General features: G+C 51.9%; 23 protein-coding genes. 3 read left to right on the top strand and 20 right to left on the bottom strand.

Going from position 1 to position 23,752, the window contains the following annotated elements:
* Positions 1-7: 7 nt before the first annotated feature.
* Together INP78_RS02545 and INP78_RS02540 are read left to right on the top strand one after the other, a co-directional pair.
* Positions 8-442 carry a hypothetical protein gene (locus INP78_RS02545; RefSeq protein WP_194740623.1) on the top strand — a complete coding sequence of 145 codons (435 nt, stop codon included), beginning with the start codon at positions 8-10 and terminating at the stop codon, positions 440-442.
* 10 nt (positions 443-452) lie between these two features.
* On the top strand, positions 453-974 hold the full coding sequence (locus tag INP78_RS02540; RefSeq protein WP_228522610.1) for a YMGG-like glycine zipper-containing protein: 522 nt from the start codon (positions 453-455) through the stop codon (positions 972-974).
* A 53-nt stretch (positions 975-1,027) separates the two neighbouring features.
* On the opposite strand, the gene INP78_RS02535 is transcribed toward INP78_RS02540, so the two are convergent.
* Positions 1,028-1,786: an SDR family NAD(P)-dependent oxidoreductase gene (locus INP78_RS02535; protein WP_194740622.1), complete on the bottom strand. Its 759-nt coding sequence runs from the start codon at positions 1,784-1,786 to the stop codon at positions 1,028-1,030.
* Between the two features lie 112 nt (positions 1,787-1,898).
* On the opposite strand from INP78_RS02535, the gene INP78_RS02530 reads away from it, so the two are divergent.
* Positions 1,899-2,798, top strand: a complete 900-nt coding sequence (locus INP78_RS02530) for a LysR family transcriptional regulator (RefSeq protein WP_194740621.1) — start codon at positions 1,899-1,901, stop codon at positions 2,796-2,798.
* Between the two features lie 13 nt (positions 2,799-2,811).
* Here the strand turns inward: INP78_RS02530 and INP78_RS02525 are convergent, their stop codons facing one another.
* From INP78_RS02525 to INP78_RS02435, 19 genes are all read right to left on the bottom strand, one after another.
* On the bottom strand, positions 2,812-6,369 hold the full coding sequence (locus tag INP78_RS02525) for a TonB-dependent receptor (protein ID WP_194740620.1): 3,558 nt from the start codon (positions 6,367-6,369) through the stop codon (positions 2,812-2,814).
* A 92-nt stretch (positions 6,370-6,461) separates the two neighbouring features.
* Positions 6,462-7,454, bottom strand: coding sequence for a FecR domain-containing protein (locus tag INP78_RS02520; protein ID WP_194740619.1), 993 nt, complete (start codon positions 7,452-7,454; stop codon positions 6,462-6,464).
* Entirely contained in the window at positions 7,451-7,972 is a 522-nt protein-coding gene (locus INP78_RS02515; RefSeq protein WP_194740618.1) for an RNA polymerase sigma factor, read from the bottom strand. Before INP78_RS02515 ends, INP78_RS02520 begins: the two co-directional genes overlap by 4 nt.
* A gap of 140 nt (positions 7,973-8,112) precedes the next feature.
* A complete protein-coding gene (locus INP78_RS02510; protein WP_194740617.1) occupies positions 8,113-8,739 on the bottom strand; it encodes a PEP-CTERM sorting domain-containing protein in 627 nt (208 codons plus the stop codon).
* 213 nt (positions 8,740-8,952) lie between these two features.
* Positions 8,953-9,765 carry a TonB family protein gene (locus INP78_RS02505; protein WP_194740616.1) on the bottom strand — a complete coding sequence of 271 codons (813 nt, stop codon included), beginning with the start codon at positions 9,763-9,765 and terminating at the stop codon, positions 8,953-8,955.
* 4 nt (positions 9,766-9,769) lie between these two features.
* Entirely contained in the window at positions 9,770-10,183 is a 414-nt protein-coding gene (locus tag INP78_RS02500) for a biopolymer transporter ExbD (protein WP_194740615.1), read from the bottom strand.
* A gap of 4 nt (positions 10,184-10,187) precedes the next feature.
* The gene (locus INP78_RS02495) at positions 10,188-10,826 is read right to left on the bottom strand and encodes a MotA/TolQ/ExbB proton channel family protein (protein WP_368667960.1); all 639 of its coding nucleotides are present in this window, start codon (positions 10,824-10,826) and stop codon (positions 10,188-10,190) included.
* Positions 10,827-11,056: 230 nt separating this feature from the next.
* A complete protein-coding gene (locus INP78_RS02490; protein ID WP_228522609.1) occupies positions 11,057-14,524 on the bottom strand; it encodes a TonB-dependent receptor in 3,468 nt (1,155 codons plus the stop codon).
* Between the two features lie 166 nt (positions 14,525-14,690).
* On the bottom strand, positions 14,691-15,668 hold the full coding sequence (locus INP78_RS02485) for a FecR domain-containing protein (protein WP_194740612.1): 978 nt from the start codon (positions 15,666-15,668) through the stop codon (positions 14,691-14,693).
* Positions 15,669-15,673: 5 nt separating this feature from the next.
* The gene (locus INP78_RS02480; protein WP_194740611.1) at positions 15,674-16,183 is read right to left on the bottom strand and encodes a sigma-70 family RNA polymerase sigma factor; all 510 of its coding nucleotides are present in this window, start codon (positions 16,181-16,183) and stop codon (positions 15,674-15,676) included.
* Positions 16,184-16,321: 138 nt separating this feature from the next.
* The gene (locus INP78_RS02475; RefSeq protein WP_194740610.1) at positions 16,322-16,813 is read right to left on the bottom strand and encodes a type II secretion system protein; all 492 of its coding nucleotides are present in this window, start codon (positions 16,811-16,813) and stop codon (positions 16,322-16,324) included.
* On the bottom strand, positions 16,800-17,186 hold the full coding sequence (locus INP78_RS02470) for a prepilin-type N-terminal cleavage/methylation domain-containing protein (protein WP_194740609.1): 387 nt from the start codon (positions 17,184-17,186) through the stop codon (positions 16,800-16,802). The genes INP78_RS02475 and INP78_RS02470 overlap by 14 nt, the downstream gene beginning before the upstream one ends.
* Positions 17,176-17,652 carry a type II secretion system protein gene (locus tag INP78_RS02465; RefSeq protein WP_194740608.1) on the bottom strand — a complete coding sequence of 159 codons (477 nt, stop codon included), beginning with the start codon at positions 17,650-17,652 and terminating at the stop codon, positions 17,176-17,178. The genes INP78_RS02470 and INP78_RS02465 overlap by 11 nt, the downstream gene beginning before the upstream one ends.
* 13 nt (positions 17,653-17,665) lie before the next feature.
* Positions 17,666-19,615, bottom strand: a complete 1,950-nt coding sequence (locus INP78_RS02460) for a tetratricopeptide repeat protein (protein WP_368667959.1) — start codon at positions 19,613-19,615, stop codon at positions 17,666-17,668.
* Between the two features lie 8 nt (positions 19,616-19,623).
* The gene (locus INP78_RS02455) at positions 19,624-20,118 is read right to left on the bottom strand and encodes a hypothetical protein (RefSeq protein WP_194740606.1); all 495 of its coding nucleotides are present in this window, start codon (positions 20,116-20,118) and stop codon (positions 19,624-19,626) included.
* Positions 20,115-20,663, bottom strand: a complete 549-nt coding sequence (locus tag INP78_RS02450) for a hypothetical protein (protein WP_228522607.1) — start codon at positions 20,661-20,663, stop codon at positions 20,115-20,117. Before INP78_RS02450 ends, INP78_RS02455 begins: the two co-directional genes overlap by 4 nt.
* Entirely contained in the window at positions 20,651-21,163 is a 513-nt protein-coding gene (locus INP78_RS02445; protein ID WP_194740605.1) for a hypothetical protein, read from the bottom strand. Before INP78_RS02445 ends, INP78_RS02450 begins: the two co-directional genes overlap by 13 nt.
* The gene (locus INP78_RS02440) at positions 21,163-22,059 is read right to left on the bottom strand and encodes a hypothetical protein (protein ID WP_194740604.1); all 897 of its coding nucleotides are present in this window, start codon (positions 22,057-22,059) and stop codon (positions 21,163-21,165) included. Before INP78_RS02440 ends, INP78_RS02445 begins: the two co-directional genes overlap by 1 nt.
* On the bottom strand, positions 22,040-23,740 hold the full coding sequence (locus tag INP78_RS02435) for a GspE/PulE family protein (protein ID WP_194740603.1): 1,701 nt from the start codon (positions 23,738-23,740) through the stop codon (positions 22,040-22,042). The genes INP78_RS02440 and INP78_RS02435 overlap by 20 nt, the downstream gene beginning before the upstream one ends.
* Between the last annotated feature and the right edge of the window lie 12 nt (positions 23,741-23,752).

The following is a 23,752-nucleotide window of genomic DNA, read 5'->3' as shown; positions in this document are numbered from 1 at the left end:
AGGCAATATGATCAAATTAAAATCAATCGGGTTAAGCGGCCTGGTGGCAGTCTTGTTACTGGCCAGCAATATCGCTCAAGCGCACCCCCCCGGCCACGGTGGCTGGCATGGCAGAGGCGGTGTTGGTTTCTATTTTGGCGCTCCCTACCCCTATTTTCCATATGCGTATTCGCCTTACGCCTATCCTTACCCCTATGTTTACAGTCCGCCACCCGTGATTGTGACGCAGCCAGCACAACCGCAGGTCTATATCGAACAAGGCAGCGGTGCGACTAGTTCTAATACGCCTGCCCCAGTGCAAACCACGCCACCATCGGCCAGCGCGGGCAACACCGGCCAAGGCTATTGGTATTACTGCGAGCAATCTGACAGCTATTATCCTTATGTCAAAGAGTGTCCGGCGGGCTGGAAACAGGTCACCCCAACGCCACCGAGCAAATAGGCCCAAGCATATGAAAACCACACCTCTGCTGATCATGGTCGCGGCACTGGGCTTGTCCGCCTGCGCTACCAACCCCACTGGCCCCAGCAATATGGCGCTACCGGGCACCGGCAAAGATTTCAATCTATTCCGCGCCGATGACTTATCCTGCCGTGACTTTGCCCTGACACAAATTGGTGGCAAAACGGTGAACCAACAATATAACGCTAGCCTGGCCACCACCACTGCCGTGGGCACCGTCGTCGGTGCCGCCATCGGCGCAGCGGCTGGCGGTGGCCAAGGTGCGGCCATAGGCGCTGGCATGGGCGCATTGTCCGGCGGCGCGATTGGCAGCAATACGGCCGCCGTGAGCGGCATGAACGCGCAGGACAAATACGACAACGCCTACCTGCAATGCATGTATGCCGCCGGTCACCGTATCCCGGTCCCAGCCAGCATGGCGAGAACCTACTCGCAAGGCGCTAACGCTGCCCCGGCAACCACCGGCTCAGGCTATTACCCGCCACCTCCACCGCCCAACCGACCACGCTAGGCGAATAAAAACAGGCAGCCACAAGCTGCCTGTTTCGTTTTCATCCTGGTGGATTAAATGAGCATACCGCCGGAAGCCTCAATGCGTTGTGCATTCACCCAGCGATTATTCTCCGACAACAGGCTCGCAATCATGGGGCCAATATCATCCGGCACGCCCACGCGGCCAAGCGCAGTTTGCCCGGCAATATAGGCATTCACCTCTTGGTTATCGCGCACCAGGCCCTGGCCAAAATCGGTTTCAATCGCCCCCGGCGCGACGGTATTCACCGCAATCTGGCGCGCACCCAGCTCTTTAGCCATATAGCGCGTCAACACCTCAATGCCGCCCTTCATCGCCGCATAAGCGCTGTAGCCAGGCAATGCAAAGCGGGCCAGGCCACTGGAAATATTGATAATGCGGCCACCATCATTGATCAATGGCAGCAATTTCTGCGTCACGAAAAAAGTGGATTTCAGGTGGATATTCACCATGTCATCAAACACCTGTTCCGTCGTTTCAGCAAAAGGAGCGGTGAGCCCAGTGCCCGCATTGTTAATCAGAAAATCAAACTTTTCCGCCTGAAAATGTGTTTGCAAGGCTTGCTGCAAGGCACTGGCAAACGCATCAAACGTTTTCACTTGCGCCACATCCAGTGGCAAAGCCACCGCCTTGCGTCCCACGGCATGAATCTCGTTGACGACTTCCAGTGCCGCCGCCTGCTTGCTTTGGTAAGTCAGCACCACATCAATGCCCTGCTTGGCCATCGCCAACGCGGTATTTTTACCCAACCCACGGCTACCACCTGTAATCAATGCAATTTTGCTAACCATGCTCATTCTCCTGTGTTGATGAAAGATGTGCGTAGTTTATTGGCATTAAAATTAGAGATAAATAAGCTACTAATGATTATACTGTTCACAATTAACAAACAATAAAGCACACATGAGTGACAGCACTGAAAGCCTGAAACGTTTTATGCGCGTCGCCGAACTCGGCAGCTTTACCAAAGCGGCCGATAGCCTGGGCCTGCCTAAAGCCAGCGTATCGCAAGCCATTCAGCAACTGGAAACCAGGCTGCAAACGCAGCTGTTTCACCGCACCACGCGCAAAGTACAACTCACGCCCGACGGTCAGTTGTTTTACGAAAAAAGCAAAGACGTGTTGAGTGAGATAGAAGAACTGGAAACATTATTCATTAGCGATGACAGTCAGGTCTCAGGCATCGTCCGGGTGAATATGTCACAGCCCATGGCCAGGCATTTGGTCATCCCCGCCCTGCCCGCTTTTTTGCAGCGCCACCCCAACCTCAATATCGAAATCAGCAGCGAAGACCGTAAAGTCGACTTGGTCAGTGAAGGCTACGACTGCGTAGTCAGAACCGGCGAAGTCGAAGAGTCCGGCATGATCATGCGCAAAATAGGCGAAATGCAGCAAAGCAACTTCGTCAGCCCGGCTTACCTCGCCCAATACGGCACGCCCAACAGCATAGACGATTTGCAGCAACATTATCTGATTCACTACCAGACCAGCAGCAACAACCGCTTTGATGCGTTTGAATACCACCTGGACGGAGAACGCCATCGCGTGAAAATGCCCAGCCGCATTTGCGTCAACAACACCGATGCTTACCGAGCTGCCTGCGCCGCCGGGCTAGGCATTATGCAAGCGCCCAAGCTAGGCGCTATGGCCATGCTAACCAGCGGTCAGTTAGTGGAGATATTGCCCTCATTCACTGCACCAAGCATGACGGTTTCACTGTTGTTTCCGCACCGTCGGAACTTGTCTAAACGCGTACGGATTTTTATGGATTGGTTGACTGAGATTGTTCAAAGCAATCTATAACGATTCACAATAATCAATCTGGCACAAAATGCCAATTCAAGCTAAACCAAACGCCCCGCGGCGCTCCCGGTGCAATAAAGTTTGTGCTGAGCCAATCATTAGAATTATGGTTATAACCATCAGGACCAATCGCACCGCCTAAACTAGGTGAGAAAGGGTTCCGGCCTAAACGCCCTGCTGTAAAATATTCCTTATCAAAAATATTGTTAATCAGCATGGTCGCGGTCCATTCTTTGCTGAGCTTGTAGCTGGTCTGAAAATTAAAAGTGGCGTATCCATCTACTTTACCAGGGTTATTTGTTGGCCTGCGTAAAGCATTACCTGCTGCGCCCTGACCTCTATCCTGTATAACTCCTACCCTATGCTCATTATTTTCGTTACCGCGTAAAAAGCTTTCGCTATGCATAACAGTCGTTAAACCAACTCGCCATTCAGGCGTAATATCGAAACTTACATTAGCATTCAGGTTCTGCAAAGCTACTCCTGGCATGCGGCTACCTTTTTTCACCTCAATCACATTGCCAAATCCAGGATAAATGTTGGCACTACTGCTACTGTTATCGTTACTCAACATCAAAAAATTGTCTTCAAAGGTTGCATCGGTAAGTGAGTAATTCACCCCAAAACTCCAACGGTCTTTTTGTCCTAAAAACCCAGCCTCAATACCTCTACGACGAGTTTTACCTATGGTTTGAAAAAAACCTGCACCATTGCCTACGGCTACGAAATAAATATCATCTTTTAAATCGGTTTGATACGCCCCTACATTCCAACTCAGACGATCAAAGTAGAATGTGTCATCTAAAGCTCCACGCAATCCAATGTCATACGTGGTGGCTTTGATTTGTGGTAAGAAAGGGTCGCCTGATAATGTGGTCGGCAGCGTGCACTGGCGATTTTCCGCAATGCTTCTAGGAAGAATTGCACCTGTGGAACTTGGCGTTGGAGTATCATCAAAAGCGCACCCTAATTCAACCACACTAGGCACTCGTGTACCCTGTGCCCAATTAATAAATGCATTTAGGTTTTGCGTTGCTTGCCAGGTAGCACCTAAAGATGGATTAAAAGAATAAAAACTAAATTTTTCTGTCTCGGCAGGATCTAGTTGGCTAGATAGGAAACGCGACTCGCGGTAGTTAACTGGCGGCCGATTAGTAGAACAATCTCCGTCACAAGTATTGTACTCATCAGGAACACCATCTAAATCCCCAATACCTATCGACCCTAAACCATAGCGAGCTGCAATTTTGTTTTTAGTATGCGTTTGGTTATAACGACCGGAGGTGGAAATGTGCAAGGTTTCGATCGGGCTCCAGGTTTCACTGAAGTAGATGCTCTGCGTAGTCTGCGTACCCTCAAAGTTATTATTTGAAATTGGCTGCATTGCCCCAATAAACTGGGGGGCTGCCTGCGCGGGGTCAATGTAGGCATTCCGATTAGCATCTAGAAAAGCCAATTGGCTGGTATTGCTATAGTCGGCATTGGCGACATCAATCGACATCCCAACCATAAATTTATGTTTATCAAAACTCCAATTTAACTGTAATGATGCGCCATCTACTACTTGATCAATTTGGTTGTTATTGATAATCGCTGTTGGAGTCCCCTCCACCACACCAGGAAAACTTCGTCCAGTCAAAGGATCAATGCCGCCGCCTTCTGCCCCATCTACATAAATGGGATTACCTGCTGCATCCTTTTGACTATAAGGTTGCCCTGGAACCCCATTTGCTTGATTGTCGGCTCTAGCTGCCTGACAAGCATCCAAGTTAGTTGGCGCGGTAAAAATTACATAATACTTGATTAAATCGTTACCAACTGTCTTATAAAAATAAGTATCGGCATTATAAATAACATTGTCAGTGCTACCAAAAATAGGATTGAGATTAAGGGCTGCAAAGACTTCTCCACCTGTTGTATATGAAGCGACTGTATTGCCAAACGAGTCAGTTATCGGTGGTCCATTAGGAGGAGAGCTTCCACCTTGAACATACTGAACACTCTCTACAGTGTTTCTATAAAAGTCATGCATCAACTTAACAGCCGAGGCATACTCAGGGTCTAGCGGAGTGTTTTTATAAGCATCATAAGCAGAACTTACATAGCCATTAGTAACATAATCATCTTGAAAAGTATTTGGTCCACCCAATAGATTAACTGTTGATAAGTCCTCCCCGGCGGATTCATTTGCAGGGATTACATAGTAGTCTGGTATGCCAAGGCCATTTGTACTTGCGAATAAGCAGGTATATTCCTCTGCAGGAATACCATTCGCCGGATCGCCTGGATTTGGTCTGCGCCGTGATAACAACCCATCTTTATAGTCTGTAAAAACGTCAGAGCCTTTTTGAGTACGTTTGCTGTTTCTTCTATATATTTGGCCAGTAATAGTAAAACTATCATCAACGAAATAACTGCCTGATAGCTGAAATTGAGCGAGTTGGTTTTTGGTTCGATCAGGCGACGTAAATACACTATTTCGATCTTGCTCATACATTTGAGAGGGCAATAATCCATTACCCACTAAATTAGTTTGCACTAGCAAAGTGCTCAAATTGAGGTCAAGTTTATCACCACGATAACTAGCTTTAGTAAATAACTGATTTACTTTACTTGGCGAGTTCTCACGCCAACCATCCTCTAAAAAGAAATTACCAGCAGCGAACAAACCAACAGTGCCATTGTTCCATCCCCCCTCAGCTTGCAATTGTTTGCGGCCAAATGACCCTGTAAGGATATCCACATCCGCACCCGCATTATTAAAACCATCCTTGGTTTTGAGTGAAAATGCACCACCTAAGGTATTCAAACCAAAAATAGGGTTAGAGCCTGGAAACACATCAACTCCAGCAAGTGCGTTCATAGGAATCATGTCCCAGTTCACGACATCACCAAAGGGTTCGTTGACGCGGATACCATCAATAAACACACTCAGACCTTGCGGCGTACCAATCTGCGGACCGGCGGTGAAACCACGATACTGCACGTCCATTTGAAACGGGTTGCCTTGGTAGTCATTCACCGTCACTGATTGCAGCTTACGGTTCATTAAATCTGTAATGCTTAACGAATGCGCCTCTTTAATCTCTTTGGCAGAAATGCTTTGTACGTTGCCGGGGATTTGTTCTTTTGTGAGCCCCAAGCCAGGCAGCGGGCCAACTTCATAAAAGCGCTTGGCGCGGACTTCTACTTTGTCCAGCTGCAGGGCTTGTTTTTCTTCTTTGGTGGCTCGTTGAATGAGGATTTTCTCGCCATCTATTTTGCCTTGCAGGCCACTGCCTTCCAGTAATCGTTTCACCGCCTCTTTACGTGTCATACGGCCTTTAACGGCGGGGGCTTTTTTATCGACAACTAGTGCGCTATCCACCGTGAGTGATAAATCGCTTTGAATAGCGAACTGTCGCAAGGCGGCGGCGAGTGGCTGCGCGGGCAGGTCTAGCGTGAGGGGGATAGAAAACTGTTCTTCTTGCTCTGTCGGCAGCTGTGTATTGAGCTCAGCATGGCTGATGATTGGCAATAGGCTTGCCAGCATGGCGGCCAGGATGGCTGGTTTCATTGAGTTATTTTGCATGGTGCATCCGTCAATTACAGGTCTTGATAGAGGTGTAACTGACGAACGGGCAAAACGCCTGATATGCGTGGATTAAAAAGAAATGTAAAGAATTACCTGTTGGGCTCTATCAGCAAGGCCTGGTCCTTACGCTGGAGTGTGACTGGCACCGATTGCGGCAGAGTTTTGACAAAGCTTTCGAGTTCGGCGATTTTGAGCACGGCATTGACTTTGGGCGTTTGCTCGCCAAAGAACATGGCAGTGACGGGCTGGCTGCGATAACGTGACAGGGTCTCAGCGACTTCAAACATATCGGCCCGGTCAAACACAATGCGGCCGTTGATAAAGCTGAAGCTGTCGGCCGCATTGCGGTTGACTTTATGTGGTGCTGCACTGTGTTCAATTTCTGCCACTTCACCATCGTGCAAGATCAATATTGGCTCGCTACCATCTGCACGCGCCACTTGCACACGGCCGTGGTCGACACTGATGCGCACTTTTTTGCTGAGCTGGTTGACGGCAAAGCGCGTGCCTAAGACGGTGACTTTGGCCTGCCGGGTTTCTACCACAAACGGCCGTTGCGGGTCTTTGGTGACTTCAAACACCACTTCGCCACGGCTCAGTTTAACCAGGCGCTGATGGCGGTAGAACACAATTTCCATGGCGCTGTTGGCGTTGGCTGTGACGATGGTGCCATCTTCCAGCGTGTGTTTGACCATTTGCGCCACAGCCGTGGTTTGCACCTGGCTGGATAAAGGCGCGGCTTGCCATTGCACATATTGCGCCCGGCCAAAAAAGCCCAACCCGACGCAGAGCAACATTACCGCCAGGCCAGAACCAAGCTTGGAAACTTTTTTGCGACGTGCTGTTTGCTCAAAATATAGCTTCTGCGTGAGGGCGTTAGAAAGCGCTTTAAGCCGTGCGGTGGAGCTAAAGTCATCCATGGTGGCTTCTATGGTCTGATAGGCCGCCTGATGCCTGCGGTCGGACAATAGCCAAACCTCAAACGTGGTGCGTTCAGGGGAGTCCGGCGCCACTTCGCGCATGCGCACATACCAGCGCGCGGCGGCTTGTCTGATGGCATCTTCGTGTTTGTGGTGCATCATGCGTCTATCACCATCAGCGCGCGTGCACTGCTTAAATCAACAATCGCCCGCATGACGTGGCGCTCTACCATGTTTTTGCTAATGCCCAGCGCAGCCGCGATCTCGGTCTGGGTATGGCCTTCTACGCGATACATCCAGAACACCTGACGGCAACGTGGTGGCAACTGCTCTAAAATCTGCTGGATCATTTCCAGCCGCTGCTTGATATCACTGAGCTGTTCCACAGATAAGGTCGGGGCATTCAGCCATTCACGGTTCAAGCCTATTTCGGCCTCCAGCGACACAAAACGCTGGCTGTGGTTGTAAGAATCCACAATCAGGTTTTTGGCGATGCTGCGCATGTAGGCATGCGGCTCAACGCCTTTGTTGTCACTGGTCGAGACCGTGTAGCGGATCAAGGCATCATGCAGGATGTCTTTGGCCAGGTGCGGGCACGCCACTTTAAAGCGGATATAACCGAGTAAATCGGTATACGCCCATTGCAGATTGATGCCGCACCAAACCATCGTCTTATCCATGCCCTGTTATCGCAAAATACATGCCATGCGATTTAAAGCCATTTCTATTTTATTCCACCCGAAAAAGCCGCTTTTTGGGTGCATAAACAACCACCACATGGCTGATAACAACCAATATGGCTTCTTTAAATCTACACCTGTCATCGCCAGGCAGACGCCGGGGCCACGCGCTGACGCCTGCGCGCAACCAGGCCCAGCAGCAATAAGCCACTGCCAAATAACCACAGGCTGGGCGGCGCCGGGACTAAACTCCGCCGGTCACGCGTATAGACGGTCCAGTCTATGGTAAACGAGAGGTAGTTTTGCGGGCTGACAAAGCCTTTGAGTGCGCCATATTCACTGTAAAACACTTCCAGCTGGCCATCCGGCATCATCAGGATGTCTTCATAGTGAAAACTGCCCTCTATCGGCAAATCGCTGAATGCAGGATCTGGCGGGGCGACTGGGTTAATTGGGTCTTGGTCTGGCACGGACAACCAGAAATCAAACTGCCCCAGTTGCGAGCTCTGCACCTGATTTCTGCTATAACTGCCAAACACCACATACAGCTGGTCTTGCAGCAAATTCAACGCTTGGTAATACAGCGTCAACGTCGAGCTGCCATTGCTAAAAGTGGTTTCCCCCATGTAAATCATGCCATCCAGCGTATAGTCCATCGGCAAATAGCCTGCGTAGCTTTCCTGAAATTGCTCAATTTTTGCCTCAGCATTCAAGCTGATCAATGCGGCAAACGCCGCAAGCAGCCATTTTGTTTTATGTATCATCATGTTTACCCACCTTTTTTAAAATTCAAATCACTGCTCTTGATTGGCAAAACCGCCAACAGCAAGTCACTCTCACACTGCTTGTTAAAAAAATCCCCTGCACTTGCCGGAGGAAAACTGGCAAATGACAGGGGGCACATAGAGCAGGCGTCACTGTTGCGCGAAAGTGAGGGATTTACTTTCTAATGACGCCAGCCTTCGGGAAACCGCGAAGGATCACTCCAGTTTAAAATTCACTGGTATTGTTATTTTGAAGCTCTTCTTTTTTAAACTGTCTTTCACGCCCAGCTGTGCAATGGCTTTTTTCACCATGCGCATGGCCTCTTCGTCCAGCGGCACATGCTTGCTGCTACCAGCCAGTGACACATTCACCAGCTCACCGCGCACAAATTGCGCCACCACCGTCACCTCGCCCTCAAGATGGCGGCGCACGGCAATGGCCGGATACTGTTTGCTTTTGCTCACCAAGTCGCGTAATTGCTGACCATAATCCCCCCAGGCATCGGTATCACCGGCATTTAACTCCTCAGACTCACTGCTAGTGGTGGCCGCGCTTGCCGCCACACTGGGCTTGCTGTCTTTTGCCTGGGTGTCATTCGCCGCGGGCTGCGCACTCTCTGCCGCACTCACGCTAGGCGTGGCGGCTGCCGGGGTCACGGGCGATGGCTCGGCCTTGGCAGGGGCGACCTGTTCTGGCACACGGTAATCCGACGGTTGACTGCTTGGCGCCGCCAATACCTGCTTAGGTGTTTCGACCGGCGTTTGTGGCTTCACCACAGGCGCAGGTGTCGCCTTAGGTGGCTCAAGCGGTTTAGCCACCTCCGTCGGCGGCGCCACGGCTTGCACGCTGGGTGCCGCCGCTTTAATCGAAAAAAACTCAATTTCCAGCCGCTCTGGCAGCTTGGGCAGTTCAATCTGGCTCAGTGCCGGATAAACAGCCACCACCAGCGCATGCAGCGCCAGCGACACAATCACCGCCCGCCAAATCAGCGAATAGTCCTGCTGCTCAGGGTAAATCAGGCTGCTCATGCCTTTATTTCCCCACCTCTGGCGACATCACAAAACTAAACTTGCTAATGCCTGCGCGCTGAATCGCCGCCAGCACTTTAGCCACCACGCCATACTGCGCGTGCTCGTCGGCATAAATCTCCACCGCCGGGTCATGGCTTTGCTTGAGCTGGCCCAACGCTGGGGTCAAGCCTTCTAGCGCCAGGCGTTGCTGGTCCAAAAACACATCACCTGCATCCGTCACGCTGATATGCGCCGTTTTCGGCGTAGTAATCGCCACCTCGGCACTCGCCTGTGGCAGCTTCACCTTCACCGCGTTCATCAGCAACGGCGCCGTCACAATAAACACCGTGAGCAACACCAGCATCACATCCACCAGCGGCGTCACATTGATTTCGCTCACCAGGTCTTCGCTTTCAGCATCGCCCAACATAGACATACGACTACCCCTCCACGCCAGACTGCGTTAACAATGATTGAAAGCGGCTGGCCACTTGCTCCATATCGGCCCGGTGCACCTTTTGTTTGCGCATAAAATAGTTATACGCCAGCACTGCAGGCACCGCCGTGGCAATGCCAATCGCCGTCGCAATCAGCGCCTCACCAATCGGCCCGGCCACCACATCCAGCCCGGCAGAACCGGTGGCGGTGATGGTTTTAAGCGCATTCATAATGCCCCACACCGTGCCAAACAAACCGATAAACGGCGCCGTAGAGCCTATGCTCGCCAACACCGCCACACCGCCATCCATGCGCTTTTGCTCCAGATAAGCCTGCTGCTTGAGGGACAACAAAATCACCTCCTGGCGCTCGTTTCTGCGCAACACCGAGTTCGCCATCACCTCGTTCATCGCCCGCATACCGGCGTCACACAAACGCGCAAAACTGCTATTGCTGTGGGAGATAATTTTTGGCAACTCATAAATGGTTTTCACCTGCTGCCACTCAGATAAAAAGTGGTTCGCCTCATTGCGCGACTTAAACCAGGCCCAACTTTTAATAATGATGATGGACCATACCAGCACCGACAACACGCCCAGCAAATACAACACAAGATCAACAATATCAGGCACTAAGTCCACAGCAGGCTCCATTATAAAAATTCACATTGCCAACACGGAAACCGACGCTTGCCACCACCCAACATCGCACTCGCCGCATGACAAAAATACAAATAAGGAAATTTTCCCTAACCATCTGGGAGTTTTTCACATTTACATCCCCTCACTTGTTTAATCGCTGGCAGCACCAAAAGCCTGACGTCGTTAACACAATTTTACATAAAAAAGTCAAACAAGGTTTAAAAAGCAGATTAATCAGGGACGAAATGCCAGTTAAGGCTGAACCAGATACCGCGCGGTGCGCCAGGCGCAACAAAGTTAGTACTTAACCAGTCGCCAGAATTGTGGTTGTAGCCATCTGGGCCAATTGCACCATAAATGCTCGGAGAGAATGGATTCCTGCCCAAACGACCCGCAGTGAAATACTCCTGATCGAAAATATTGTTAAGAATCATGCTAGCCGTCCACTCTTTGCTGAGCTTGTAAGAGGTTTGCAGGTTAAACACAGCATAAGCGGGGGCCTTACCAGGATTGTTTGTTGGTGGCAAAAGAATTGTATTGTTACCAATGATTCGTTGGCGTGGCACCCCTGGTCGATGCTCGTTATTTTCGTTGCCTCGAAGATAACTATCTGAATGAGCCACCATACCCAAACTTACTTTCCATTTATCGGTGACATCGTAGCTAACAGTAGCATTGAGATTGTGTAACGATGTTCCTGGCATACGGTTGCCTTTCTTGACTCTGATCACGCCCGGGCCGTACATCTGATCAAAAGTCGCACTACTATTGTCCAAGCTATACATCAGGAAATCATTTTCGAAAGTTGCCTCTGTTAACGCATAGTTGAACGCAAATCCCCACTTGTCTTTTTTCCCAGAAAGACCTGCCTCAATCCCCCGACGACGGGTATCACCAATGCTGTCAAAAAAACCTTGTGAATTACCTACTGCAACAAAATAAATGTCGTTTTTGAGGTCAGTTTGATAAGCACCCACATTCCACTGCATGCTCTCACCAAAAGTTCCGCGCATACCAATGTCATATGTGGTGGCTTTGATTTGAGGCAAATAGGGGTCGCCAGACAATGTGGTTGGCAAGGTACATTGCCGATTCTCTTCAAGACTTTTTGGTAGCTTGTAGTTAACTGTATTACCACCGCTATCAACATAACTATAGGTAGTTGTGCCAGGAGTTTTATCCAATGCACAACCAAGCTCTACTACGCTTGGTGTCCGAGTACCTTTGGCAACATTTGCAAAGATATTAATATTTTCTTGTGCCTGCCAAGAAACACCTAAAGAAGGGTTAAACGAATAGTAGGTAAACTTTTCAGTTTCTGCCGCATCAAGCACTGTATTCAGATTTAATGGCCGATAATTCAGGGGAATCCCAGCACAATCAGCAAGTTCAATTGTGCCGTTGCCGTTAGTATCACTGCACACATTGAATTTGTCTGGCTCTGCAATTAAATCACCCACACTGTATGAGGACTGACCACTTCTAGCCGCTATCACGTTTTTAGCACGTGTCATGTTGTAACGGCCCGAGGCGTTAAAGTGCAATGTTTCAATCGGTGTCCATGTTTCACTAAAATAGACACTTTTGGTGATATTGGTACCTTCAAAGTTGTTATTAGCAAGTGGTACAAATGCAGCACCAAACTGTGGATGTGCCTGCTCAGGGTCTAAATAGGCTTTTCGACTAGCATCAAAAAATCCTAACATTTGCTCGTTTGTATATTCGGCTCCCGCGGAGTCAATTGATGCTCCAACCATCAACTTGTGATGCTCAAGATTCCAATTGAGTTGAACTGACAGACCATCTGTGACTTGCTTGATCTGGTTGTTAGTGATTAAAGCTGTAGGCGTGCCCTCAATATATCCAGGCTGCCTCAAGCCTACCCCATCTACCAATACTGGATTACCTGTAACTGGATCCGTAATCTCAAAACTTGCACCTTGAGTTTGTGCACAGGCTGTCTCGTTAAGAGTCGAGAGTAACATCACATAATTCTTAGTGATCGTATTTCCGTCTCGTGTGAAAAAGTAATCAGAGAAACTTGGAACGATTCCACCAATCCCAGTTGGCACACCACCAAAGGGCATAGTAAAGTCAGAGAAATAAGAGGGCTCATCAAAGTATGCCGAATCAGTTGCGCCAACATTGGGCGGTGCATCGTCAGGGTCACTGTTATTGTTATAAGTGATGAATTCTCTAAAGTTTTTAAATTGGTTGTATGTATATCGATATGAGGCCAGAAACTCATCTGGTAATGGTTTACTGTTGATGAGATTTGAATAGTTACTCACGTCCAAAGTACCATTAGCAAAATCCTGAAAGAATTGAGTTGAAAATAAATCTACGCCATTTGTAGGATCGTAATTCTCAACTGGAATAATGACGTAATCAGGCAATCCGTACTGATTCGTGCTAGGGAATAAACAAGTGTACTGATCAGCACTGGTTGGCCGCCGCTTGGCAATTAGCTCATCGCTGTAATCAGTCATGACATCGGAGCCCTTTTGCTTTCTATCACTATTTCTGCGATATATCTGACCAGTAATCGTGAATGTGTCGTTCACAAAATAACTACCTGACAACTGAAACTGCTGAAGCTGATTTTTTGTTTTATCAGGCGAAGTAAAGACAGCATTTCTATCTCTGTTGTACTCTTCACTCGGAATCAATCCATTGCCAGTCAGATTTGTTTCTACCAACAAAGTACTTAAATTAAGATCTAACTTATCGCCACGATAGCTAGCCTTACCAAACAACTGATTGACCTTACTTGGCGAGTTCTCACGCCAGCCATCTTCAAGAAAAATATTACCTGCGGCAAATAAACCAACTGTGCCATTATTCCAGCCAGCTTCTGCCTGCAGCTGTTTTCTGCCAAATGACCCAGTTAAAATATCAGCATCAGCTCCCGCATTATTAAACCCATCCTTGGTTTTGAGTGAAAATGCGCCACCCAAGGTATTCAAGCCAAAGATAGGGTTGGACCCAGGGAATACATCCACACTCGCCAGTGCATTCATCGGTAACATATCCCAGTTCACAACGTCACCAAATGGCTCATTTACACGAATACCATCAATAAACACAGATAAACCCTGAGGCGTGCCAATCTGCGGCCCGGCAGTAAAACCACGGTATTGAACATCCATTTGAAACGGGTTGCCCTGGTAATCATTCACCGTCACGGATTGCAGCTTGCGGTTCATTAAATCCGTAATGCTTAACGAATGCGCTTCTTTAATTTCTTTAGCAGAAATGCTCTGTACGTTGCCGGGGATTTCTTCTTTGGTGAGACCCAAACCAGGCAAAGGGCCAACTTCATAAAAGCGCTTGGCGCGGACTTCGACCTTATCCAGTTGCAGCGCTTGTTTTTCTTCTTTTTCTGGCGCGCCGGGGATAGGTTTTGGTTTGGGCGTGGCGCGGCGGAGTTGGTAGCGGCCTGTTTTGTCTTGCACGACTTCTAGCCCGCTGTCTTTGAGCAGGGTTTCAAAGCCTTCTTGCACGCTGTATTGGCCTTTGAGCACGCCGCTGCGTTTGCCTTGGGTGAGGATGGGGTCAAAGCCGAGCAGGATGCCGGACTCTGCGGCGTAGTCGGGCAAGGTGTCGCTTAAATCACCTGCTGGAATCTGGTAGGTTTTTTTGGGCAGGCTGACATTGAGTGGTTCTGCCGCACTGGCCTGCAGGGTGGTTGTGAGCATGGCGCCTATGCATAGCTGCCATAGGCGGTGATGCGATTTCCCTGTGCGTTTTTTATGGTGCATGTGTCACACTTTCTGCATTAGCAACATCTGTCTGATACCTGCTATGCCGAACGAGAAATAAAAACCGGAAGGGAAAATCGAATTATTTTTTAGCGGCGGCTGACTAGGCGGGGGAAAGTGTGGTCCAGAAGCGGGTGTAGCGCTGCACTTTGACTGGCAGGGTTTGCGCTATGGTTTGCAAAATGGCGGGGATGTCGTTGAGCGGGAACGAACCTGAAATATGCAGGTCGGCCACGGCGGGGTCGCAGCGCAACAGGCCGGACTGGTAGCGCGAGAGCTCTGCCGCGAAGTCTTGCAGTCGCATGGCGTAGACCACAAGCAGGCCATTGACCCAGGCCATATCGGTGTTTTTGAGCGCGGTTTTGGCAAACACCTGGCTGGCTGAAAACACCAGTGACTCGCGCGCATTGACGCGAACGGGCCTTGCCTGGCTGCCTTTGGGGCGTACATCGACCATGCCTTCAAACACACTGACTTTAACTAAGTCACGTTGCTGCTGTTGCCATTCGCGCACGCTAAACTTTGTGCCCAGGGCGGTGACCATGCCTTGTTGGGTGACGACGCTAAATGGCCGGTAGATGCGCACATTTTCATGCGCGGTTTCTACCATCACTTCGCCACGCACCAGTTCGACGATACGGTCAGTCGGGCTGTAGACGATGTTGACGGCGGTATCGGTATTGAGATGCAGCCGCGTGCCGTCCTCCAGCGTGAGCTTGCGTTGCTCGCCCACCTGGGTGCGAATGTCGGCCAGCATGCCGCGCCAGGGTTGTTCGCGGTAGGCGTAATAGCCGCTGCCGCTGACGGCGAGCAGCAAGATCATGTGTTTGAGCAGGCGTCTGCGCTCGGCAGAAGGCGGGGCTTGCAGGGTGGCCAATGCCAGCGCGCCGGGCACTTTATTAAAGTATTGCTGTACGCGCTCCATCTGCTGCCAGGCGCGGTGATGTTCTTCGTCTGCATCCAGCCAGGATTGCCAGGCCAGCTTGGCTTGTTCGTCCATCTCGCCAGAAAGCCAGCGTGCATACCAGTCGCTGGCTTGTTGCATGGCCGGGGTCACCTGATTGAGTAACTCTGATCGCATGGCGCTTAGGCTTGCAGTAAAGCCATGCACTGCAGCATGGCAGTGGCGACATAGCTACCCACCGTGCGGGTAGATACGCCCAGGCGGGTGGCAATTTGCTGATAGCTGGCGCCTTCGAGTTGCGCCAGTAAAAACGCCGTGCGCGTCTTGGCGGGCAAGCCGTCGAGCAGAATATCCAGCCGCACCAGCAGCTCCAGCATCAAGGCACGCGACTCGGGCGAGCCGATGTCATCGGAGGTCATATTCGCCAAGGCATCAAGGTAGGCCCGTTCGAGATCGCGACGGCGCACATGGTCCACCATCAGGCCATGCGCAATACGGGTGAGGTAGGCGCGCGGCTCGTGCAATACTGGCAAATCTGCCTTGAGCAACACATTCACAAATGTGTCTTGCGTTAAATCTGCCGCCCAGTTTGGGCAACCCAGGCGTTTATTGATCCAGGCACGCAACCAGGCATGATGCTCCTGGTAGAGCAGACCGATCAAACCTTGCGGCACGGAAAGTGGACGGGACATGGCGTTTCTCTAATGGCTTTTACATTGCACGTGGCAATAAAGATGCCAGCTAGCTAAGCGACTGAATTATTTGATTTATTCAATTATTCCCGAGCAAAAATATGGCTGCATACAACCACGCACAACCAATTGCAACCATCACAAGGCATTGCGGCCACTCGCTGGCTGCGGCAAATAAACAAAGTACCATTCACCGTAATAGCGCTTGTCGTTGAGGTGCTGCAACTCGCCGCGATAGCCTTTGGTTTTAAACGGCGGTTTGTCAGACAGGCTATAAATGCCCATGATGCCACCGCTGGGCGCCTCGACGATGCCCCAGCCTTCGCGTTGCGTGATGGGGTCGAGGTAGGGTTTGCGTAAATGGCGGCGCGCGGTGGGGAAGCGGGTATCTTCCTGCAAGGCCTCCAGGGTGGGCGGAAAAGTTTTCACGATGCCTGGCGTCTGGTTGTAATAGCGGCCAATGGCATCGCGGTAAGCCAGGCCGACGCGGATCAACTCGGCTTCACGCTCGCGTAGCACCTGGGTGTGCCAGCGCATGCTGGCCTGCGCCATCACCAGGCCACTGAGCATCACCAGCATAAACATGCCTATCAGCACAAATCCGTCGACAGGCGGCCTACCATAGCGCATAGGGCGTGCCATCCTCAGCTAATCGCGTCGAACCGCTGTGCACGTCAAATACACTACCTTGCTCGTCAATATTCGGTGGCAAGGTAATCACCCAGGTATCCGCGCGCTCAGTCACCGGGTCGGGCGGGATGGCTTTGAGGTATTGCCTTTCGACCAGCTCATCCAATGTGTCTGGATAACGATTTTTATCGCTGTAAAACTTATCAATCGCATCGCGCATGGTCAGCAGGTCATGGCGTAAAGTGGTTTCTTTTGAGCGCTGCAGCATATGCATAAACTTGGGCGAAACGATGGTCAGCAACATCGCCAGTATCGCCAGCACTACCAGCATTTCAATCAGAGTGAATCCGCGTTTCATGGCTTTACCACTCACTATAGGGTTGCTGGTTAATGCCCATGGCGGGCGAACGTGATGAGACGTCATAGACATCCTGAGCCATTTCATCAAGTGCACCATCATAAGCGCGGATACGCCACGTACCGGCATTGCTGAGTGTGGCATCTGCCGCAAACGGGTCACGTGGAATGCGCCTTAAAAAAAACAGTTTTTTCTTTTTGGTGTCTTGCGCATTTTCAACGCCAGTCACCAGGATTGCCAGATTAGGCGGATAGCCGCTACCTTCGGCCGTTTTCTTAATCAGGCCCTGATCGACTGCATCTTTATACGCATCGAGTGCATCGCGGATTTGCCATAACGCGCGCTTGAGTTCACGCTCTTTGTCACGCTTTGCATTGAGCTGCAACACCGGGCTGGCCGAGGTCACCAGCAGGGCCAGCAAGGCCAGGGTCACCAAGAGTTCGATTAAGGTAAACCCCTTGCGATAAGTCAGAGAAAGCATGCGCGGCCTGACCTTATGGTTGCACCGTCGCGCTGTCGTTGCTGTTCATCATCTGGTTGGCAAAGCCGCTGTCATTACGCATATTGCTGCTTTGTGTCGACTGCGGGGTCACCACCGGGGCAGACGGTGTGGTGTCTATGGCTTGCACGGTACGCGCACCACCTGCACCCACCGGATTGGCCGTCGCGGCGATGCCGGAAGGAATCAGGCTGTAGACCGAGCTGGCGGGGCTCAGGTTATGCATTATGCGCGGTGTAATCAGCAGCACAATTTCGTTTTTGCGTTTGTCTTCATTGTTGCTGCTAAACAGTTTGCCGATCAGTGGCAAATTGCCCAGGCCCGGTACTTTGCGGCGGGTTTTCTGCTCGTCATCACGGAACAGCCCAGCCAGAATCTGCGTTTCGTTATTGCGTAACTGCAAGGTGGTATTGGCGTTGCGGCTACCGATGGTGTACGCCAGTACGCCAGAACTGGTGGTGACCTGGTCGGTAATATTGCTCACCTCCATGCCGACCTTGATACTGACCTGATCCTGCATCTGGATCACTGGCTCGACATCGAGCTTGATGCCGACCTCAATATAATTCACATTCTGGCTGACAAACCCCTGCGCACTGGCCACGCTGGTCAACACCGGGATTTTGTCACCGACATGGATTTTGGCGCGATCACGGTTTTTGACGCGGATTTTGGGGCTGGCCAGCAAATTGGTGTCAGTATCTTGATGCAACAGGTTAAGCACAATGGCCGGATCATTGATTGAAAACACGCCCAGGTTGCCATTAAAGTTACGCAACTCGGTCAAGGTCAGCTTGCCCGCCTGCGGTTGGGTGCCACTACTGTTACCCGCCGCATTGCCCTGCACGCCCACCCCAATTTGGGTGGGATACTGAATGCCCAGGTTTTCCAGGTTACGGCGATTGATTTCCATCACCTCGACTTCGAGCATCACCTCGGGTTCATTCAGGTCTTGCGAGGCAATCAGCTTCTCGGCCACTTTGATGCGGTCCATGGTATCGCGGATCACCAGCGTATTCAGCTTTTCATCCATATACACATCACTGGCACGCAATACGGTTTTCATCATATTGAGCGCACGTTTGGCATCCATATGCGTCAGGTAAAAGCTGCGCACAAACAGCTCTTCATATTGCGCGGCACGCGCTTGCGGATAAATCAGCAAGGTATTGCTGTTAAGCACTTTTTTACCCAACTGGTGACTGGTAAGAATTACATCTAGCGCCTGCTCAATCGGCGTATCGCGCAACAAGACATTGACGCGTATGCCTTCATTGAGCTCCTGGTCAAACGAGAAATTCAGGCCCCCAGCCTTGCCCAGGTATTCAAAGGCATTTTTAATCGGCGTGTTTTTCAACTCCAGCGTGACTTTCTTTTTGAGTGCCGACTGCAATGGCCGCACCACACTGCTGCGCTCGTTTTTCTTCTGCTCCAGTTGCTCAAATAATTGCCGCGCCTCAGCATGCGCTGGCTGCTCAGCCAGGATACTGCGTAAACCAAATTCGGCCCCGGCCCAGTCTTCGGCCAGCATCGCCGTCTTCACTTGCGCGATCTGGGCGGCATGTTGACGCGCCAGTTGCACTTTTTGCAAACCGTCACTGGCAGCACGGTTATTCGGCGCCGTCTGCAACACCTGCTGATAACCCTCTGCCGCCGCATCGTACTGCTGGGCAGCCAGCATGCTATCGGCTTGCTGCACTTGTTTTTGCAGTTTTTTCTCCTGCAACAACGTCAGCCAGTTTTTGTATTGTGGCTGGCGCGGATAGGCTTCCACTAGGGGTTGCAACAACTGGATGGCTTCATCATCCTGGCCGCGTGCGGCATATAGCCTGGCCTGTTCCAGCGTGGCATCGCCAGTTTGCTGTGCGGGCAGCAGGTTGCTGCAACTGGCCAATATCAGCGGGCAGCCCAATAGCCAGGCCCAATGACGCACTCTCTGATTCACTTGCTTGTTCAAAATACCACCCCGTTATCCAGCCTGATTTCAAAGCGCTCGGCCGCATGCTGCAGCACGACTTTTTGTTGATCCAGCACCGCCACCCGCCAACCTTCGGCAAAGTGGTCGCCCTCATGTAATACGTATTGTTGCTGGCCATCGGTTAAAAACACGGTCCAGCGCCCATCCTCTTGCAAGCGACCGGCATAGGTATAAGGATTCACGGCTTCAGGCATGGCAGCCTCGGCACTGTCGGCGGATGGCATTTCCAACACGGCAAACAGGTCGATAGCAGGTTCGTCGGCGACTGCCGTCATGCTTGCCGGTATTGAGACGTTTTGCGGTGCTGAGATGCGCTTCGGCACAACCGCTTGAGGCAAGGCCTGCGCTAGGCTCACACGACGTTGAGGCGGCTGTACAGCCGCAACCGGTGCCTGCTCGGCTTGCTCCACCCACCAACATGCCAGTAAGGTGCAGGCCAGAGCGGCCCATAGTAATCCGCGTCGCATCATATCTGGCCTCGCTTGCGTGTATACAAACTGAATTCCACATAGGCCTCAAGCTCAGGCTGCAACACATCGCTGCGTTGCAGTTTGAACTGGCTTAATGCCAGGCTGGGGTAGTGTTGCAACACCTGCTGCAAAAAGTGGCGTACCTGCAAATAATCGCCCTTGAGAGGTAACTTAATGCGTTGCACCTGCAAACCAGAATGTTCAACGGCGGCAGACTGGAATTCTGCGCGCTCGAACACCATGCCCATCGCATCTGCCGTCGCCAGGATCTCGGCACTGATGCTGTCAGCCTCCTCTTCACCGGGCCAGGTTTGCAACACGCTCACCACTTGTGGCTTGTGCTGCATAACAGGCAATGCACGCTTGGTGGGCGCAGACATTTGCTGCAAGGCATGTTGCAAGGTATGCCCACGCCACCAGGCGTGGGTCACCAGCCCGAACAATACGACTGTGATCAGCAATATGACTGCCAACCAGCGGTGCGTACTTAAGGTTTGCTGGCACACGTAGTGAACGCGCTGCATGGCTTTATTTAGAACTGCCATCCGGCCTCCACATGCAAGGTGGTCATACGCAAGCCATTCACTTCAGTCGCTTCGCTGGCCTTGAGTTTCACGTCCGTTAACGCAGACTGTTTTTTCAGACGCTCAACCAACGCCCAGCCCTGCTGGCGCTGCTGTGCCAGCACTGTCATGCGGATCTGTTTACGCTTGGCATCAGGGGAGAGTTGCAGCCAGTACAACTGGGCTTGCTGGACACGCTCGAGGTCCCCTAACAATGCGAGCCAGGGGGTATGTATCTGTCGCTGTGCCTCGACGATATCCGACGCCAGTGCCGGATTGACCACAGGTACATGCACGGTTTGCTGGTCGGCTGCCTGTAACGATAAATGCGTTTGCCATTGTTGCTGCAAAGCCGTGTTTTCCTCGGTCAACTGCTGGTACACCACCGTTAGCCAAACCAGACTGCCTAGCAAAATTAGGCCAAGCAACGTGGCCACTGGCCCTGGCAGGCGACCGGGGGCGTGATTGAAGCGGACATGCATTACGCCATCCTCCGTTGCGTTGCTGGCTGGGATGGTTGATCCAGCCTGCTGCACAAATCCACCACCTGAAACGGCAACATAGATTGCGGTGTAGCTCCACTAGGCTCGGCTAGTGACAAAAAGATGGGCAACGCTGCCCGCTCGGGATATATGGCCTGCTCGCGTGATAACCACTGCGTCAAGGTCGGCCGCCAATGGGCGTCGACCGGTAATTGGCGAATCTGCTGCCATTCACCCTGCATCAGGCAAGCCACAGTTAAGTGACCGGACTCACGACATACAATCCAGCCATTAGCTGAAAAGCCCTGCTGACGCATGATATGCAAGGCCTGGTTAGCCGCCAGTGTCCACGCGGCAGTGATGATGCCAGCGGGCAACCGATAGTCGGCCAGTGCGGCCTGCAACTTTGCCAATAATGCGGCGGGCAGTGCATTCAGCAAGGTGGCCTGGCCATAAGCCCCTGGCTGGGCCTCAATCTGCCAATCCTGTCCATCGTTGGCAAAAGCCTGCTGCAAGCCATGGCGGTGATAGGCGGCCTGGTCGGCGGACGAGCGGATGTCAGGCTGCCAAGGCAGCACCAACCAACGCGCATACTGGTTAGAAAGCACCACCACCACATGCCAGCGCTGGCCCACCAATGGCGCCAACACCTCATGCAGGGTTTGCCACAAAGCGTCTGGCGGCAAAAGATCGTGCGCATTGCCTGGCAAAGCATAACGTTGATGGCTGAAAAGCTGCGGACGACTGCCCGGCCACCAGGCGCGTTTAAATTGAAAGACTTCCAATGCATCGCAAGTGATGACCAGACGCAACTCCGGCGCAGTCCAGGCCTGCCACCAGCGGCGGCTATCGGCCTCGCGGCAATCCACACCTGGGTCAGGAGAGTGCTGTAACACGGTTAATCTCCTGCAAAGTGGTTTCGCCTGCCGCCACCAAAGCCAGGCCTGCATCACGCATCGCACGCGTCCCCGTGGTGGCTGCCAGGGCCTTGATCTGGCTGATAGGCGCTTTGGCAACGATGAGTTCGCGCATGCGGTCATCAAACAGCAGCAATTCGGCGATGCCTTTGCGGCCCTTGTAACCGCTGCCATGGCACTGGCCGCAGCCCTGGCCTTTTTTAAACTGGTAGTGTTGCGTGCCTTCTATCGTCAGCCCTGACTTGCTTAACAATACGGGTTCCGGCGCATCATCCACCTTGCAGAATGGGCAGATCACGCGCACCAGTCGCTGGGCGAGGATGACATTGACCGCGGACACAAAGCTGTAAGCATCCACGCCCATATTGGTGAAGCGGCCGATGACATCAAACACGTTATTGGCATGCACGGTGGTGAGCACCAAATGCCCGGTGAGCGCCGACTGCACGGCAATCTGCGCCGTTTCACCATCGCGGATTTCACCGACCATGATTTTGTCCGGGTCGTGACGCAAAATAGAGCGCAAACCGCGCGCAAAGGTCAGGCCTTTTTTCTCGTTAACCGGGATTTGCAGCACGCCTGGCAATTGGTATTCGACCGGGTCTTCAATGGTAATAATCTTGTCCTGGCCCTGGTTGATTTCGGAAATCATGCCGTAGAGGGTGGTGGTTTTGCCACTGCCGGTGGGCCCGGTGACCAGCAACATACCATAAGGCGCTTCCGCCTGCGCGCGGATTTGCGCCAGTAAGTCCGGGGCGAAACCCAGCACCTCCAGGCTGATGCCTTGCGCTTCACTCAGGGCTTTGCGGTCCAGCACGCGCAACACGGCATCTTCGCCGACGACGCTGGGCATGATGGAGACACGCAGGTCGATCTCGCGGCCCAGGGCATGTACTTTGCAGCGGCCATCCTGCGGAATGCGGCGTTCGGCAATATCCAGCTCGGACATGACCTTGATGCGCGAAATGGCTTGCTCGGCCTGCATCACGCCTGCCAGGCCGCCCACTTCATTGAGTACGCCATCAATACGGTATTTGACCCGCAAGCCATGCATGGTGGATTCAAGGTGGATATCGCTGGCCCCGGCTTTGAGCGCATCATACAAAGTCGAACGCACAAAACGCACCACCGGGCTGCTGTCTTCGCTGATGGATTTCAGCGACAGCTCTTCGACGGGGACCTCTTCCTCATGGCTTGCGCTGTCACTGTGTTGCACCTGATCCAGCGCGCGCATTTGCGCCTCATGAAATTGCAAACAGGCGGCAATATCGTTGCGATGTGCCAGACACCACTGCACCGGCACACGCACCATGCTCTGCAAGCGCAACTGCAATGCTTCATCGAACGGATCGGCCAAAACCAATTGTAATGACTGGTCTGGTTTCTGCATCAGCACAGCATGCAAGGTGCTGGCATCCGCAAAACGTAACACTTCAAACATGGGCTGCATGGCATGCAGGTCCAGCGCCGTCAGCGCTGGATAATGCATGCACTGCCCCAGCGCTTGCACAAACGCATCGGGTGCCTGGCCAGATAACTCCTCCAGTACCTCCATCAGCGGACGGCCGGTTTGTTGCGCCAACTGGCGTGCCTGCGGCAACAATGCGGTCGCCAATGGCGGCGGCATCTGCCCGGTGAGTGGTAAATCCTGCATATTCATGCGATGGCGTTT

Origin of the sequence: Methylophilus sp. 14 (genome assembly GCF_015354345.1) — a bacterium.
Lineage (GTDB): Bacteria > Pseudomonadota > Gammaproteobacteria > Burkholderiales > Methylophilaceae > Methylophilus.
The sequence above is the reverse complement of the archived record's forward strand: the minus strand, read 5'-3'. Positions and strand labels throughout refer to the sequence as shown.